Genomic DNA, 16,827 nt, shown 5'->3' with positions numbered 1-16,827 from the left:
AAATCATTGAGGAGGTTTAATTTTATGAAAAGATTATCAACAATAGTAGCTACTTTTTTACTCTCTTTAACAACGATTTTTGCAGCAGGAGAAAAGGAAACAGGTCATCTGCTTATTTATGCTGGATTGATGGAAGATCATGCAATAGCAGCAGTAAAAGAATTTGAAAAAGAAACAGGAATAAAAACTGAATTTGTAAGAATGAGCAGTGGAGAAACATTAGCTAGAATAAGAGCAGAAAAAGATAATATGACGGCTTCTGTGTGGTTTGGAGGTCCGATAGATGCCTTTGTTGCAGCTAATGAGGAAAACCTTGTGGAACCATATATATCGCCAGTGGCTAAGGATATTCCTGATAAATTTAAAGATCCAAATGGAATCTGGACAGGAATATATGTAGGATACCTTGGATTTGTAGGAAACAAAGAAGTACTAGAGGAAATAGGAGCTGAAATGCCTAAATCTTGGGCTGATCTTTTAAAACCTGAATATAAAGGAGAAATAGTTACAGCTCACCCAGGATCATCTGGAACTGCATTTACAATGCTTGCAACTATCATTCAATTAAAAGGTGAAAAAGATGGAATGGCTTATATGCAGAAATTAAATGAGCAGGTAAGACAATATACTAAATCTGGAACTGCACCAGGAAGAATGGTAGGATTAGGAGAAACAGCTATTGGAATTACATTCCTTCATGATGCTATAAAATATAGAAAAGAAGGATATGAAGATATTATAATCTCTGCTCCAGAAGAGGGAACAGGATTTGAAATAGGTGGAGTTGCAATTCTTAAAAATGGTCCAGATCAAGCATCAGCTAAAAAGTTTGTAGACTGGGCACTTTCTAAAAAAGCACAAGAATTAGGACAGACAGTTGGTTCATACCAATTCTTGACTAATCAAACTGCAAATGCTCCAGAAGATGTAAAAGAAATTGCTGGAACAAAACTAATAGACTATAATTTTGACTGGGCTGGAAAAAACAGAAAAGATTTATTAGATAAATTCAGTACTGCAACAAAAACAACAGCACCTACAAAATAGTAAAGGTGGAATCATATGTCGAATTTACAACTTAAAATTAATACGGAATTAAAGAATATGAAAAAAATATTCAATGATCCAATACTATTTTCAACAATAACATTTATTTTAGTTATTCTTATAATGTTTATACTTTTCCCTATGTATAATATTTTGAAGGAAAGTTTTACATATAAAGGGGAGTTTTCATTAATTCATTATAAGAATATAAAAGCAATGCAGGAAAACTTTATTATAATATTGAATACCTTAAAATTAGGAGTAGTGACTTCTGTAATATCTACAGCTATTGGATTTTTCTTTGCATATGGAATGACTTATGTGAAGCTGCCATTTAGAAAATTTTTCAGTTCTATTGCTATACTTCCAATAGTATCCCCTCCATTTGTTATAGCTTTATCAGCTATACTTTTGTTAGGGAGAAGAGGCTTTATAACTAGAAATTTACTAGGAATAAGAAATGCTGAAATATATGGATTTCATGGGCTGGTTTTAGTACAGGTATTGACATTCTTCCCAGTTGCATATCTGATGCTGGTAGGACTACTGCAAAAAATAGATCCTTCTGTAGAAGAGGCTTCAAGAGATTTGGGAGCTTCAAGATGGGATGTTTTCAGAACTATAACATTTCCTTTAATGATACCGGGATTGGCAAATGCTATTCTTGTAATATTTATACAGGCAATAGCTGATTTTGGAAATCCAATGGTAATAGGTGGAAACTTTACAACAGTAGCAGTTCAGATATATCTTCAAGGGATAGGAAATTATGATATGGGAAGTGCAACAGCTCTTGCAGTTGTTTTGATACTTATGTCTATTTCAATATTTGTAACACAAAAATACTATATCAGTAAAAAATCTTATGTTACAGTTACAGGAAAAGTTTCAAGAGAAAGAGAAAAAATCAGTGAAAAAAATATAACAATGCCGATTTTTATTGTTATGGCATTTCTTACTTTCTGGGTATTTCTTATGTATATAATGATACCAATAGGTTCATTCGTAAGGCTTTGGGGAGTAAAATATGATTTTTCTCTGGAACACTATAAATATGTATTTGCTTTAGGAATGAAGCCGATATGGGATACAACATTCCTTTCTATAATATCTACACCTATTACAGGGATATTAGCTATGATAATAGCCTTCCTTATAGTTAGAAAAAAATTCTTAGGAAAAGGATTTATTGAATTTATTACTATGATGGCTATTGCTATACCGGGAACAATTGTAGGACTTGGATATATTATTACATTTAATACAAAACCTTTAGTTCTTACAGGTACAGCAACTATTTTGATAATAGCATTCATAATGAGAAATATGCCTATAGGAATAAGATCAGGAATAGCTGCCCTTCAGCAGATAGATCCATCTATTGAAGAAGCTGCCACTGTATTAGGAGCAAATAGTAAAAAGGTATTTACTTCTGTAACTCTTCCAATGATAAAACCTGCTTTTTTCAGCGGTTTGGTTTATGCTTTTGTTAGAAGTATGACTTTGGTAAGTACGATTATCTTCTTAGTTTCTGCTAAGTATAATCTATTGACAGTTGCTATCATGAATCAGATAGATGTTGGTAAGATAGGAGTAGCTTCAGCTTATTGTACTATACTTATCATCATAGTATTTTTCGTAATAGGAATAATGACATACATATTGAAAAAAATGGGAATAGATAGTATTTCAGAATAGTAAGGAGAGAGTTATGGGAGCTAAAAGAGTAAAATTTGAAAATATAAATAAAACATTTTTAACAGGAGATAACAGAAGAGTTCAGGCAGTTGCTGATCTCAATCTTGATATAAAGGCTGGAGAGTTCGTTTGCCTTTTAGGACCAAGCGGATGTGGAAAGACTACTATATTGAGAATGCTGGCAGGATTTGAAGTTCCTACAGAGGGGCATATCTACATAGGAGATGAAAATGTAGAAAGAATCACTCCAGACAAAAGAGATACAGCAATGGTTTTCCAAAACTATGCTCTGTTTCCTCATATGAATGTATATGATAATATTGCTTATGGATTGAAACTCCAAAAACTGCCGAAGAGCGAGGTAGATGAAAGAGTTCATAGAATATTAAAAATGATGAATATGGAAGATTTTGCTGAAAGAGTTCCTTCACAGATGTCTGGAGGACAGCAGCAGAGAGTTTCACTTGCCAGAGCATTGGTAATGGAACCTGGAGTTCTTTTATTTGATGAGCCTCTGTCTAACCTAGATGCTAAGCTGAGAATACATATGAGAGATGAAATCAGAAAGATTCAGCAGCAGGTAGGAATAACTTCAATCTATGTAACGCATGATCAGGCAGAAGCTATGGGGCTTGCTGACAAAGTTATAATAATGAAAGAAGGAAGAATACAACAGGCAGGGTCACCTATTGAAGTATATCAAAACCCTGTAAATGAATTTGTTGCCAACTTTATAGGAAGAGCAAATATATTTACTGGAAAACTGGTATATAAAACTGACAATAAATGTACAATAGATGTATATGGAGTCAGATATGAAGTACCGCAGAAGGTAAATCATAATATAGGTGATGAGATAAAAATAGTAGCAAGACCTGAAAGTATTATCATATCTAAAGATGATTTTAAAGGAAGAGTAACAAAAAGTATGTTCATGGGAGCTTATCATGAATATGAAGTAATGTTTCAGGATTTAAAAGTGGAAATATCAGTAAGTAATCCAAGGGGTAAAAAAAGTTATGCTTTAGATTCAGAACTTGATTTTTCATTAGATGTTGAATCAATACATATACTATAAAAAATAAAGAGGGTAATTCAAAGTTAAAGCAAATTTTAGAAATTTGAATGTAAAAAGCTTTGTATAATTAATAAAGCAAAAAAAATCTAAAATTACTGGTACTTATGAAGTACCCTTTTTTTATGTAAAAAAATAGCCTTTCAAATAATGAAAGGCGGAAAAAACGTATTAAAATCTTCTTTTTTTCTTTTTTTTGCAAATTCTATTAACTGCTATTACTACAATTAAAGGAATAATAGAGATAAAAGCTATAGCTAAAAACATTGAGAGCTTTACACTCATTCCTGTTACATAAGCTATTGAATAAGTAATAGACCCAACTATTTCTACTGGATTAAGATATACTATCGTTCCAAAAGGTGGCATTAAATATTCTAAGCCAAAAACAACAAGTAAAAATGTCAAAGCAAATATTATAAGACTTCTAAACATTTTTAATCACCTCAAACAAGTTTAACTAATTATAACTAAAAACTACCCTAAAATGCAACCTTTTATTTCTTCGTGTAATTAAAGAAAAGATTTAAAGAATAATAATAGTATCAAAAAAAATAACTTTAATATTTGTGGATAAATAATAGTATGAAAATATAAGCTTAAAACAAATAAAAAATATACAAAAATAATAGTTTATATATATAAAAAAGATAAAAAAGCAGATTAAAAAGATTAATTGTGAAAGTAAAAAAATTAATCTAAAGAATGATGCTCTCTTATCAATTCAGGACAATTCCCTAACCAAGATTTTTTAGTTTTAAAACCAAATTTAGCAAAAGTTTCTATGAGGTGTTTTCTATTTCTAAGAGCAAGTTTCATGACAAGAGTTATAGCGTATTTATCAGCAACTTTGCAGATTTCTTCAACAGCTTTGATTTCAGCAGATTCATCCTTAGGTTTAGATTTGAGTTTAAAAATTTGAACAGAGTTAGGGTAATTAAGCACATTTCTAAAAACAACAATCACACAAGGAATATTTAATTTCTGGCACTCTATACTTAAAATACCTGCTTTGCCTGTACTACTCCCTAGTTTAAAGTTAATATTCATGAGACCTCCATAAAATATTTTTTTATATGCTTTTATTATACCCTATTTTTTTAGAAAAAAGCTAGTTGTCTGACAGATTTTTTTGTTAAATTTCCAAAAGAAACGCCTAAAAGCCTTATACTATCTTTTAAATCAACATTTTCCAAAAGATCATCTGAAACTTTTTTTAGTTTTTCATGTGAGTCAGTAGGGATTTCTAAAGTTTTTGATCTTGTAATAGTTTCATTGGAAGAAAAACGAATTTTTAATATAACAGTTTTACTTATAAATTCATCTTTTAGAAGCCGTCTATATGAATGCTCAAAAAGATCATCAAATTCTCTTCTTATTTCTAACTCTGTATTTAAAGGATATTTGAAGGTATTTTCATTTCCAATAGAATGAGTAGGTTTCTTATACTCAACTTCTCTGTAGTCTATACCTCTGGAAGCTGAATACAAAAGTTCTCCACGAGATTTTCCATATGAGGAGCAAAGGAAAGCTAAAGAGTATGGATAGATATCCTTTACTTTTAATATAGAATCTTTTGCTAATAGAGCAGAGAGTTTTTTTCCTACTCCAGGAATTATTCCAATATTTTTATCAGAAATATATTTTGTAAAATCCAATGGAGAAGTAAAAATGTATTGTCCAGAGGGTTTATTTATATTGCTGGCAAGTTTTGCACTGAGCTTATTAAAGCCTATTCCAATGGAACATGTGAGTCCAGTGTGGTATTTGATTCTTTCTCTAAATTTTTTAGCAAAAAATTCTTTAGAGGGATACAGGTCTATAATATCAGACACATCTATATATCCCTCATCTAAAGCAATAAATTCTATTTTATGAGTGAGGCGAAGAACAAGGCTGTGAATCTTTCTTGATATCTCACTATATTTTTCTTTATTTGGTGGAACAACCAAAAGAGAAGGACAAAGTTTTTTTGCATCAGAAACCTTCATGGCAGAGTGTATGCCGAATTTTCTAGCTTCATAGCTGGCAGTTGTCACTATACTTCCTCCAACAACTAAAGGTTTATTAAGTAATCTGGGATTGTCTCTTATTTCAATTGAAGCGTAATAAGAATCCATATCATAATGGAGAACAACTCTATCTTTTTTCATATATAACCTCTTAAAAGTGTATTTAACTTTATTGTATCATATTTTATGAAAATAGTAAAATCAAGTTATCTTTTTTTAGAGATAAGAAAATATCAAGAGGTTAATGATAAAGATTTTGACAAAGTAATTTTAAATGTTGAGAGGTTTACGATAAATTAATAATAGAATAAGCATCTCTCATTTCAGCTAAGTTAGTTCTAATTTTATTTTGATCCTCACCAAAATATTTTGTCAATACTTCTATACAGAGAGCAGAAAAATCATTAAAAGGCAGCTGCCTTACATTAACAGATGATTTTACAACAAAATATGATAAGTTGCTTTGAACTTTCTCTCTGATTTTTTTAGACTTTAAAGATTTGATATAAAAAGTTAAGTCATATCTCACAATATTTATATTTTCTAAAACTAGAAAAGAAAATTTGATTTCTTTATCTTCTTCCTGTATGAATTCGATTAATTTTTTTTCTACATTTTTCATTATGCTGTCTATCATATCTTTATTACAATAAAATACCTCAGCTAAAGAGGCAAAAACATTATCAATAATAGTATTTTCATTTTCTGAATTTTTAACTATCTGTCCAGAATATGTTGAGAGAATGTGTGAAATGGGAACTTTAAAGTCAGAACCTATAAAAGTTCCAGAAATTAAATTTTCTTTAATCTCTTTTTCCATAACAGATATTTTTAAATTGGAAAAGGCTAAAAGAATTTCAAGAACTTCTTTAATTACCTCATTATTTTCATCCTCTGAGTTCAAAGTATCAATGATACTTTTTAAATTTTTCATAAGAATCCTCCAGTAAATATGATATTAATGCTAGTAATTTATTACAATATACTTCTTCATTTGTCAATAGAGCATTTTATATTGATTTAAATTAATAAATTGAAATATAAACGGACTTTATGATATAATTAAATAGAGCAAAAAAGTTGGAAGGAGACTGATATGAAATTAATTTCATGGAATGTAAATGGTTTAAGAGCAGCAGTGCAGAAAGGTTTCTTAGATTATTTTAAAAATGAAAATGCAGATATTTTTTGTGTTCAGGAAACAAAATTACAAGAAGGACAGATAGAACTTGAATTAGAGGGATATCATCAATATTGGAATTATGCTGAGAAAAAAGGTTATTCAGGAACTGCTATATTCACGAAGAAAAAACCAATAGAGGTATCTTATGGTTTGGGAATAGAGGAGCACGACAAAGAGGGAAGAGTTATAACTCTTGAATATGATGATTTTTATATGATAACTGTTTATACTCCCAACTCTCAGGAAGAATTAGCCAGACTTAGCTATAGAATGAGCTGGGAAGATGAATTTAGAAATTATGTGATGAAGCTGGATAAATTAAAACCAGTTATCATATGTGGAGACTTAAATGTAGCTCATCAAGAGATAGATTTGAAGAATCCAAAATCAAATAGAAAAAATGCTGGATTTTCTGATGAAGAAAGAGCGAAATTTACAGAGCTGTTGAAAAATGGATTTGTGGACAGTTTCAGACATTTTTATCCTGAACTAACTGGAGCATACTCTTGGTGGTCGTATAGATTTAATGCCAGAAAAAATAATGCTGGATGGAGAATCGACTATTTTGTTGTTTCAGAAAGATTAAAAGATATCATGGAGGGAGCAGAGATTCATAATGAAACTCTAGGTTCAGATCACTGCCCTGTAGTTTTAAAATTAAAGAAAGAGTTTTAGGAGGACAAATGGCATCAGAGAATTTTGCAAAATTTTGTGAAGTATGGGACAGAGAACAGCCTGTGCCAGAAGACAGATATAGATTTTTTGAAATAATGAACTGTGTTATGATATTTTTCTTAACACCAGAAGATGTAAAGAACATTAATGAATTTTTCAAAAAAAATGGAAGTTTTGATGAAAAAAGACCTATACATGAAGAAATAGTTGTAGATGAAATTCATTACAATGGAAATTATATGATAAAAATAGGTGAATAAAAAGAAGGTGGTCAGACAAGGTAACTTAAAGGTAAATTATATTTAATTTCTTTTGTTATTCTTATTTAGTGCTGACCATTTTTTATTGTTTTTTTGGAGGAAGAATGAAGAAAGTATTGACAATAGCAGGGTCAGACAGCTGCGGCGGAGCTGGAATACAAGCTGATATTAAAACCATGAGTGCTATGGGAGTTTATGGAATGAGTGTAATAACTGCCGTAACAGCTCAAAATACACTGGGTGTATCTGGAGTATTTGAAATGCCGAAAGATATAGTTGAAGAACAGCTTAAAGCTATATTTGAAGATATAAAAGTGGACAGTGTAAAAATAGGAATGCTTTCAGGTATAGAGATAATAAAAACTGTTACAGATTCTTTAAAAAAGTACAAGGCAGAAAATATAGTTATTGATCCAGTGATGCTATCAAAAAATAAATATAAATTATTGAAAGAGGAAGCTTTTACAGAGATGCAGAGATTTATAGGAATAGGAACATTGGTAACTCCCAACATTCCAGAAGCAGAAGTATTAGCTTCTATGAAGATAAACAATGAAGAGGATATAATAGAGGCTGCAAAAAGAATACAGAAATTTGGAGTGAAGAATGTTCTTGTGAAAGGTGGACATAGGGAAGATAATTGTACTGATATTCTTCTTATGGAAAACGGAGAAATAATCAAATATTTTGGAACAAGAATAGATGCAGTAAATACACATGGTACAGGATGTACTCTTTCATCAGCAATAGCTTCTCTATTGGCTAAAGGGAATTCTATTGAGGAGAGTGTAAGAGGAGGAAAAGAATATATAACACAGGCAATAAAAGATTCTTTTTCTATAGGGAGTGGGGTTGGTCCATTAGGACATTTTATAGATATATACAAAAAAACTGGGATAGACTTTGAGTGAAATCATTTTAACATAATAAGCTGGAATAAAAATTATGAAGTGATTTTAAGTGGTGAGGGATTCACAATAGTCAGAAAGGGGAAGTGTAATATGACATTTTTAATTAAAAAAGGCTGGTTGGAAAATTTTGTAGAGGAAATAAAGAAGGGATTTGGAGAGAGAATAGAATTTATTGGACTGCAAGGAAGTCATGGAAGAGGGGAAGCTTCTAAAGAAAGTGATATAGATGTAGTTGTAATTCTTGATAAATTAGGAATGAAGGATCTGGAAAAATATGATGAAATTATTTCTAAAATGGAGGACAGAGAAAAAATCTGTGGATTTATTTCAGGAAAGGAAGAATTGAGCTGTTGGGAAAAAGCTGATGTATTTCAATTTTATTATGATACAGAACCTTTAGTTGGAAACTTAGATTTTATTTTACCAACAATTAAAAAAAGCGATATAAGAAGAGCAATATTAGTTGGTTCGTGTAATATATATCATGTGTGCGGGCATAATATCATTCATGAAAAAGATTTAGAAATACTATTTTCACTATATAAAGGAGCTTCTTTTGTGTTGCAGGCCAAATATTATTATGAAACAGGAAGATATATTAAGAAAAAAGCAGATTTATTGCCAAAATTATCAGAGCAGGACAGAAAAATTTTAGAAATATACATGGAGATAAAAGAGCTGGAAAATACTACAAAAGAGAAATTTTTAAACTTTTCAGAGGAACTTTTTAATTGGGCAAGTGTACTGATTAAAGAGCATAAAATGGAAGAGGAAAATTAATTATATTGAAAACTATACAGAGAAGTATTAATTTATATAAAAACTTATTGAGATATTTAATAGTGAAAAATAAAAAGGGACAGCTAAACTTCTAAAATTAATTTAGGTTTTTAGTTTCCCTTTTTTGATTCTTTATTTTTAATTTAAAAATTTATGTTTGAAATCATTATTTAATTAGAAATTATTATTTAATTTAATAAAATTATATCTCAATTTTTGTCCAGTAGCCACTGTTAAAACGCATTTTACTTAAAATATATCTTATTGTCTGATCTGCAAAGAGAGCTACCCATGCTCCAATCAATCCCATATTCATAGGGAAGCATAACACCCATGCTAAGATAGGTCTTACAGCAGCGACACTTATAAATGATATCAGAGCAACAAATTTAGTATCTCCAGCTCCACGAAGACACCCGAGATAAACAGTCTGTGAAGTCTGAACATGAGTTGTAAAAGCAATTATTATCATGATTACTGCTCCAAGAGAAACTATATGTTCTTCTGAATTGAATAAAGTAATGAGGAATCTTCTTCCAAAAAAGAAAAACAGGAACAGTGCTGTTGAAACTATAAATGACATTCTCTGACCAGTTTTTCCATATATTATAGCTTTATCCGGCCTTCTTGCACCTAAGTTCTGACCTACAAGCGAAGAGGCTGCAACTCCCAATCCGTCTCCAAAACAGAAAGAAAGGTTTATAATATTCATACATATCTGGTGGGTAGCAAAGGCAATAGTTCCAAGAGCTGCAACTATTTTAGCGAAAGAGAAGAATCCAATCCGCATAAATACCTGCTCCACAACAGAGCTTCCACTGATATTCAAAAAAGCTTTCATTGTTTTTTTATCGAATTTCCAGCTGGCTTTAGCTTTCATTTCAAGAAAATTAGTATTATGATAAAGAGAAAGGATAGACATAAGACATCCAATTATACTTCCAATAGTAGTTGCAATAGCAGCACCTCTGACTTCTAATCTAGGAAATATCCATATTCCATTGATAAGGAGATAATTGAATATAAGGTTAAAGATGTTGGCAGTAACATTGGTTTTCATAGATATTCTTGTATTTCCCACTCCCCTTTGAGCAGCATTTATAGTAAGACTTAAAGCTGTAAAAACTATGCTCACCATGAGAATTTTATAATATGCTACAGATTCAAGGATTACATCATCTCCAGCTCCAGCAAATTCCAGTATCTCATAAGCGAAAAAGTAACCTAGAAAAGCCATTATCATTGAAATACCTAGAGATAATATAATTGACTGTCTGAGACAGCTGTTGGCACCATGATAATCCTGCTCCCCTTTTCTCCTTGCAACAATAGCAGTAACTCCAACATTTAATGAGAAAATCATAGCAAGAAGTATAAACTTAGGCTGATTGGTAAGACCGACAGCAGCAATGGCATGAGCTCCAAGCCCTCCCACCATCATTATATCGATAGATCCTACAAGGCTGACCAGAACAGTTTCCAGTGCACAAGGCCATGAAATATTAAAAGAAGTCTTGTAAACTTCTTTGGTAGTGGGTATATCTCCCAGTATTTGTTCAGGCTTGAGCATATACTCTACCCAAAACATTTTTTTTAATAATTGAAACATCAAATCCTCCCCCTTTGTAAATATGATGATCAATAAATCTTAAGTATCATTATACATTAAAAAAGGCAGTCTTTCAACTGCCTTAAAAAAGGAAATTATTATTTTAAATCTTCTCTTTCCTGCATTTCAATAATAAGTATATGAGATTTTCCAACAGCCTTAATTTTCAAGCTTTCTCCAATAGTTTCCAGCCCATCTTTTGTATTAAGTTCTAAACCATTTACAGAAGATTTACCTTCTATCTGTACAACATAAGCCTGTCTTTTAGGTTTTACTTCAAATTTTTCCTCTTTTCCATCATCAAGTTCCAAAGCATAGAAATTAATATCCTGATTAATTTTTATTGGAGCATCTCCAGATTTGCTTGAAACAAAATGTAAAAATTTATTTTTTCTTTCATCCCATCCAAATTTATATTCTCCATAGTTGGGAGTATGCCCTTTTCTATCAGGAAGCACCCATATTTGAAGCAGTCTAAGTTCTTCAGAATGATTATTGTACTCAGAGTGTCTTACTCCAGTTCCCGCACTCATGTATTGTACCTGTCCTCTTGAAAGAGTAGATTCATTTCCCATGCTGTCTTTATGAGTAAGGTATCCATGCACTACATAAGTAATTATCTCCATGTCTCTGTGAGGGTGAGTATCAAAACCTGTATTTGCTGAAATAAGGTCATCATTAATTACTCTTAATACACCAAAGTTTATATTTTCTTCATTAAAATATTCTGCAAAAGAGAAGTGGAATTTACTTCTCAGCCATCCAAGATTAGATTCACCCATTTTTTCCACTGGTAATTTTTTTATCATATATATCATCTCCTGTGATTTTTCACTAATTATAGAAAATGTATCTTTTCATCTTCATTTTCTTATATTATATTATTCTGTATGTTGACAGGATTCCTTTTTTTATGAAAACTAAAAAAATTTATATTAAGAGTTACATTACCTTTAAAATTATAAATATATCATAGCTGCTAAAGGAGAGAAGGAAAACTTAATTGAAAAAGTATATGAAATATGATATAAGGGAAATAGAAACTTTTAATTATTGGGGGAGATTATAGTGAAATTTATTGAGAAGGATATAAAAAAAGCCTGTAAAAATAAGAGCTCATTTTTCATGAGTGAAACATCTTTGAGCAAGATAAAGAGCTTAACCATTTGGGTTAGCGGAGACAGTATTTCATTGAAGGATTTAGAGATGCTGCCTAATTTAGAAGATTTGTATATAGATAAACATGAGGGAACTTACGAGCTAAAAGACTTAGATGTTATATATAAATGTGGGAAATTAAAATCATTGATGCTTTCTAAATGTAAATCTTTTTATATGCTAGTTAATTATTTTCAAAATTTAGAGGAGCTGGATTTTTATGATACTGAGATAGATGATTTTTATTTTTTAAAAGGAATGCCTGAATTGACTGATTTGATTTTGACAGGAACAAGTGTAAGGGATATTGGATTTTTAAGAAATCTTCCATCGCTTAAATATCTGTCTTTAGAGGGAACAAGTGTGAGAGATATATCTCCAATGGAATATTTAGACAAGCTTGAAGAGGCAGACTTTGAAGATAATGAACTGATAGAGGATTACAGTGTTATGAAAAATCTTCCATCACTTTTAAGCTATTATGTAGATGGAGAGTATTATGATAAAGATGATGGATATATGGATGAAGAAGAAGAGGAAGAAAATGAAAAAAGCAATGGTTATGAAATAAATGGCCGTTATGAGAAAAATAAATCAGATGACAATCAGAAGATTAGCTTTAAAGAAAGAATATTTTTAATTTTAGCTCCAATACTTTATCTGATGGTATTTTTTATAGTTATGCTTGGAATAATGAAACTGCCTAATATTGTCCCCGGATTTTTTAAAAGCTCAAAAGTAGGATATGTGGAAGCAGTACTATATCCCACTATTATCTGTAATGGAGCTTTGGCAGGAGGGCTTATACTTGGTTCAATAGGAGTTATTGCTGGGAATATAAAATGGTTCAGAAAGTTAATAAGAATTGCAAATAGTGATGACCAGTCAGAAAAACTTGGATTTAATGGACAAAGTATTTTCACTTTAGCTATTTTGGGAATAATCAGTATAGTGTTCTCAGTTGGATTCAGTGTTGCCCTGTTAGGTACAGAAGATATATTTGATATAATATCAAGAAACAGAGAAGATTTAAAAATATATAAATCAGGGAACGGGGTTAAATACTATGGAACTCTTCAGTTGGCAAATTCTTATAGAAGAATGGAAGGGATATACTATACTGGAAAATACAGTCAGTTTAGAAAATCTCTTACTGCTGTAGAATACCCACATCAGGGATGGAGAGCAGGAAAGAATTTTTCTCTAGTCTGCCCTGTAACTTTATCAAGAAATTTAAAACTTGAAAAAAATACAGATTACTTAGTTCAATATCTTCCTAATACTAAAGTAGTCTACTCAATTGAAAAATTAGATAGATGGAATTTTATAAACGAAGTATTGGAAGATGACCTTTTTAATGGAAAAATGGATATTTCATCTGATGAAATGCTGTCACTAATTTATAGCAGAGGGCAATATTTAGAAAAAAGTTATCCTGTATTGAAAGAAATAATGTCAGTAAAAGAAAAGTATAGGGGAGAATATTCTAAAGTAGATTTGGATGGAAATGGAGAAAAGGACTATTTAGTAATTTTAGAAAGCAACAGCGGAAGAAAAGCAGTAATGGGGATAATAATGATAAATGGAAAATATCAGGAAGTTTTTCTTCCAGAAGCAGCAGGAGATAAGAATATTGTTATATCAAAACTCAACACAAAAACATATTATCTTCATGACTTAAAAATGGTTTCAAAGGCAACTGGAGAAGAGAGTATTCTTCAATATGATGGACGGAAGGACTATATAAGAAGTTCCAGAGAAAAATAATTATTTACTTTTTTATGAAAATCAAGTATACTATACCAAATAATTTTTTATAATATTTAACAATTGAAAGGAAGTGTTGATGAAGATTAAAAAATATTTACTTTTAGGATTTATTATCATGGCTGTGTTATTCAAATACAGTGATAAAAAAATTGATGATGATAATATTCTGAAAAAGGTAGAGTATAAAAAAATTGAAGTAAATGATGTAGCTGACTTATATGAAAAGAGAGATGAGGAAGGACTCTATGTATATTCTAATTCAGAATTAGATTTAAGAGGACTTTCATCAGAGGAGAGAAAAGATGCCTTTGTACAGCTTCTTCTTCCAGCGATAACCGTCGTTCATGAAGAGATAAAGAATGATAAAGAGATAATAAAAAAATTGAAGGAAAAGCCTGAACTGACTGAAGAAGAGAAACAATATAGTGAGAATATTTTCAGCAGATATAAGGTAAAATATGGAAACTGGCAGGAATTGGAATCAAAAATGATAATATATCCAACATCCCTTATTCTGACTCAGGGAGCACTGGAAAGTGCCTGGGGGACATCAAGGTTTTTCAGAGAGGGAAATAATATATTTGGCATGTGGTCAACTAATCCTAATGAACCAAGAATAGCAGCTAAGGGAGTAAGAGACAACGGCTTCGTACCCCACTTGAAAAAATATGATACAATAAAGGATTCTGTAGCAGATATAGTATTAACTATCTCCAGAAATGATGCATATAAAAAAGTCAGAGAATTGATAAATAATGAAAAACCAGCTCCTGAAATAGCTTATGGATTAATAAAGTACTCAGAAGAGGGAGAGGAATATATAAAAAAAGTAAGAACAACAATGGCTAAAAATGATTTTATGAAATATGATATAAATTAGTTTTTTGCTGGGTTAACTAGAGTAAAAAAGATTTAGATTATTTTAGAATGACTTTATCTTTTAGATGTAAATTTAATTTTTAAAAAATATAATAGTATGAAATAATTGTCAGGAAGATTAATTTCTTCCTGATTTTTATATATAATTTTTTTACCAACAAATCTTCTCAAAGATTAAAAAGATTAACTATAATTATTTTCAAAGATATAAAATTCATTGAAATAAAAGGATAAATATGATATAAAAAGTTAAGAATTAAAATATACATCAGTGTTGATTTGGGAGGAAGAAATGAAAAAATTAGTTTTAATTTTAAGTTTATTAACATGTATTGCATCTTATTCAGAGGAGAAATCTTCTGTGACTGGAGCAGTGTCAACTGTAGTGTCAGGAGCAGTATCTACTGGAAAGAATATCTTGAAAGGGGTAAAAGATGGTGTAGATACAGGAAGAAAAGAAGGAGGAAGTTTGGATGAAGCTGTAATAATTTATGATAGAGAAGCTTTTGAAAAGTATATAAAGGCATCTGTCTTATCAGTAACAAAAGATGAAACAGAATATAAAGTGACTGTTGGATTAAAAAATGATACTGAGCAAATGATAAGATTGACTAATCTTCATGAGCAAAAATCTTTACAGCTTTTAGACACAGATGGATTTGCAGTTTTTTCTTCAGGACCATTTGGAAATATTAATATACCGGGAAAGGCAGCAGTAAAAAGCACTTTCAGATTTCCTGTTGACGGAAAACCAAGTATAATAAAAATCTATGAAAGCGAAATAAAAATCAATGAAGAAGTAATTAAATAAATAAGGCAGCAAAAAAATAAATTGCATAAGAATCTATATGCAGCTGGAGAAGTAACTATTGACTGATTGTGCAGTATTTGACTGTATAACAAGAAAATGCACTATGGTAATAAATAAATAATTAATTTTTTAATTTACCTAAGCCCTTCGGGGCTTTTTTTATATACACTTAAATTTTTAATGTCAATAATGGAGAAAAAATATTTCAGAAAAATATTAAAAAGACATAAATAATAATTTTTTTTTGAAATTTAGTAGAATTAAAAAATGGGTTTATAGAAAATAAATGAATTCGAAATAAGTTTTTCTTTATATAAGAATGTTGATTTTTTTTAGAATGTGAGGTAATATACATGTATATATAAAAAAACAAACAGGGGAGTGATTTTGTGGAAAGAAAAATCATAGGGATGCTAGGGGCATTGATGATAGCAACAGCTACATTTTGTCCATTAGTAAGAGTACCATCGTTAGAAAAGATAAATTTTTATTCAATGAGTACAGGAGAATTAAATGGGATAATTTTAGTGCTATTGGGGATAGCAACATGTTATCTTTTTTATAAGGAGTATATAATTATAGTGAGAATACTATCAGCAATTACAGGGCTTATAGCTTTGAGAGACCTTATATTTATTGTAAGTAATGTAAAGCATATAGACAATGAATTGTTTAGAAGTTTTCAAAATGATCCTATTCCTTTATTGAAAAGTTTGGGAATGGAAATGGCAAGTCTATCATATGGGGGAATAATGCTTATAGGAGGAGTTCTTCTTATATTGATAACAGCTTTTACTATGAGAAAACGTCTTGAAATGAATTTATGGAGTTTTTAAAATAATAAAAAAATAAATAAAAAGAAAGGATCAGTTTGCAGACTGATCTTTTTTTGATATATAAGAGAAAATAATAACTTGATGTATTGACAAAAAATAGAATGTGAGGTATATAAGTATTAA

17 protein-coding genes are annotated in these 16,827 nt (G+C 30.4%); 11 read left to right on the top strand and 6 right to left on the bottom strand.

Annotation, left to right across the window (positions count from 1 at the left end):
- Nucleotides 1-24 precede the first annotated feature (24 nt).
- The 3 genes from C4N20_RS14780 to C4N20_RS14770 are packed head-to-tail and all read left to right on the top strand — an operon-like array spanning nt 25 to nt 3,823.
- The gene (locus C4N20_RS14780; RefSeq protein WP_005977227.1) at nt 25-1,047 is read left to right on the top strand and encodes an ABC transporter substrate-binding protein; all 1,023 of its coding nucleotides are present in this window, start codon (nt 25-27) and stop codon (nt 1,045-1,047) included.
- A gap of 15 nt (nt 1,048-1,062) precedes the next feature.
- Nucleotides 1,063-2,745, top strand: coding sequence for an ABC transporter permease (locus tag C4N20_RS14775; RefSeq protein ID WP_005977229.1), 1,683 nt, complete (start codon nt 1,063-1,065; stop codon nt 2,743-2,745).
- Nucleotides 2,746-2,758: 13 nt separating this feature from the next.
- The gene (locus C4N20_RS14770; RefSeq protein ID WP_005977231.1) at nt 2,759-3,823 is read left to right on the top strand and encodes an ABC transporter ATP-binding protein; all 1,065 of its coding nucleotides are present in this window, start codon (nt 2,759-2,761) and stop codon (nt 3,821-3,823) included.
- A gap of 168 nt (nt 3,824-3,991) precedes the next feature.
- On the opposite strand, the gene C4N20_RS14765 is transcribed toward C4N20_RS14770, so the two are convergent.
- The 4 genes from C4N20_RS14765 to C4N20_RS14750 form a co-directional block, all read right to left on the bottom strand.
- A complete protein-coding gene (locus tag C4N20_RS14765; RefSeq protein ID WP_005977234.1) occupies nt 3,992-4,255 on the bottom strand; it encodes a hypothetical protein in 264 nt (87 codons plus the stop codon).
- Nucleotides 4,256-4,513: 258 nt separating this feature from the next.
- Nucleotides 4,514-4,870: a hypothetical protein gene (locus C4N20_RS14760; protein WP_005977236.1), complete on the bottom strand. Its 357-nt coding sequence runs from the start codon at nt 4,868-4,870 to the stop codon at nt 4,514-4,516.
- 50 nt (nt 4,871-4,920) lie between these two features.
- The gene (gene dinB / locus C4N20_RS14755; protein ID WP_005977238.1) at nt 4,921-5,973 is read right to left on the bottom strand and encodes a DNA polymerase IV; all 1,053 of its coding nucleotides are present in this window, start codon (nt 5,971-5,973) and stop codon (nt 4,921-4,923) included.
- Between the two features lie 145 nt (nt 5,974-6,118).
- Nucleotides 6,119-6,766 (bottom strand): hypothetical protein, encoded by a 648-nt coding sequence (locus C4N20_RS14750; protein ID WP_005977240.1) that lies wholly within the window; start codon nt 6,764-6,766, stop codon nt 6,119-6,121.
- A gap of 162 nt (nt 6,767-6,928) precedes the next feature.
- Between C4N20_RS14750 and C4N20_RS14745 the strand changes: the two genes are divergently transcribed.
- The 4 genes from C4N20_RS14745 (at nt 6,929) to C4N20_RS14730 (ending at nt 9,641) form a co-directional block, all read left to right on the top strand.
- Nucleotides 6,929-7,690: an exodeoxyribonuclease III gene (locus tag C4N20_RS14745; protein ID WP_005977242.1), complete on the top strand. Its 762-nt coding sequence runs from the start codon at nt 6,929-6,931 to the stop codon at nt 7,688-7,690.
- An 8-nt stretch (nt 7,691-7,698) separates the two neighbouring features.
- Nucleotides 7,699-7,950: a hypothetical protein gene (locus C4N20_RS14740; RefSeq protein ID WP_005977244.1), complete on the top strand. Its 252-nt coding sequence runs from the start codon at nt 7,699-7,701 to the stop codon at nt 7,948-7,950.
- Between the two features lie 104 nt (nt 7,951-8,054).
- On the top strand, nt 8,055-8,861 hold the full coding sequence (thiD, locus tag C4N20_RS14735; protein ID WP_005977246.1) for a bifunctional hydroxymethylpyrimidine kinase/phosphomethylpyrimidine kinase: 807 nt from the start codon (nt 8,055-8,057) through the stop codon (nt 8,859-8,861).
- A 90-nt stretch (nt 8,862-8,951) separates the two neighbouring features.
- Nucleotides 8,952-9,641 (top strand): nucleotidyltransferase family protein, encoded by a 690-nt coding sequence (locus C4N20_RS14730; RefSeq protein WP_005977248.1) that lies wholly within the window; start codon nt 8,952-8,954, stop codon nt 9,639-9,641.
- A gap of 202 nt (nt 9,642-9,843) precedes the next feature.
- Here C4N20_RS14730 and C4N20_RS14725 read toward each other — a convergent pair whose 3' ends face one another.
- Both C4N20_RS14725 and C4N20_RS14720 read right to left on the bottom strand, forming a co-directional pair.
- Complete coding sequence (locus C4N20_RS14725) at nt 9,844-11,250, bottom strand: MATE family efflux transporter (RefSeq protein WP_005977249.1); 1,407 nt, start codon at nt 11,248-11,250, stop codon at nt 9,844-9,846.
- 98 nt (nt 11,251-11,348) lie between these two features.
- Nucleotides 11,349-12,059 (bottom strand): pirin family protein, encoded by a 711-nt coding sequence (locus C4N20_RS14720; protein WP_005977251.1) that lies wholly within the window; start codon nt 12,057-12,059, stop codon nt 11,349-11,351.
- 259 nt (nt 12,060-12,318) lie between these two features.
- Between C4N20_RS14720 and C4N20_RS14715 the strand changes: the two genes are divergently transcribed.
- The 4 genes from C4N20_RS14715 (at nt 12,319) to C4N20_RS14700 (ending at nt 16,704) form a co-directional block, all read left to right on the top strand.
- Nucleotides 12,319-14,175, top strand: coding sequence for a leucine-rich repeat domain-containing protein (locus tag C4N20_RS14715; protein ID WP_005977253.1), 1,857 nt, complete (start codon nt 12,319-12,321; stop codon nt 14,173-14,175).
- Nucleotides 14,176-14,254: 79 nt separating this feature from the next.
- Nucleotides 14,255-15,058: a glucosaminidase domain-containing protein gene (locus tag C4N20_RS14710; protein WP_005977255.1), complete on the top strand. Its 804-nt coding sequence runs from the start codon at nt 14,255-14,257 to the stop codon at nt 15,056-15,058.
- A gap of 291 nt (nt 15,059-15,349) precedes the next feature.
- Nucleotides 15,350-15,868, top strand: a complete 519-nt coding sequence (locus C4N20_RS14705; RefSeq protein WP_005977257.1) for a hypothetical protein — start codon at nt 15,350-15,352, stop codon at nt 15,866-15,868.
- Nucleotides 15,869-16,257: 389 nt separating this feature from the next.
- Complete coding sequence (locus tag C4N20_RS14700) at nt 16,258-16,704, top strand: hypothetical protein (protein WP_005977259.1); 447 nt, start codon at nt 16,258-16,260, stop codon at nt 16,702-16,704.
- Nucleotides 16,705-16,827: the final 123 nt, after the last annotated feature.

This window comes from Fusobacterium ulcerans (genome assembly GCF_003019675.1).
Lineage (GTDB): Bacteria > Fusobacteriota > Fusobacteriia > Fusobacteriales > Fusobacteriaceae > Fusobacterium_A > Fusobacterium_A ulcerans.
This window is presented reverse-complemented; position numbering and strand designations above follow the sequence as displayed.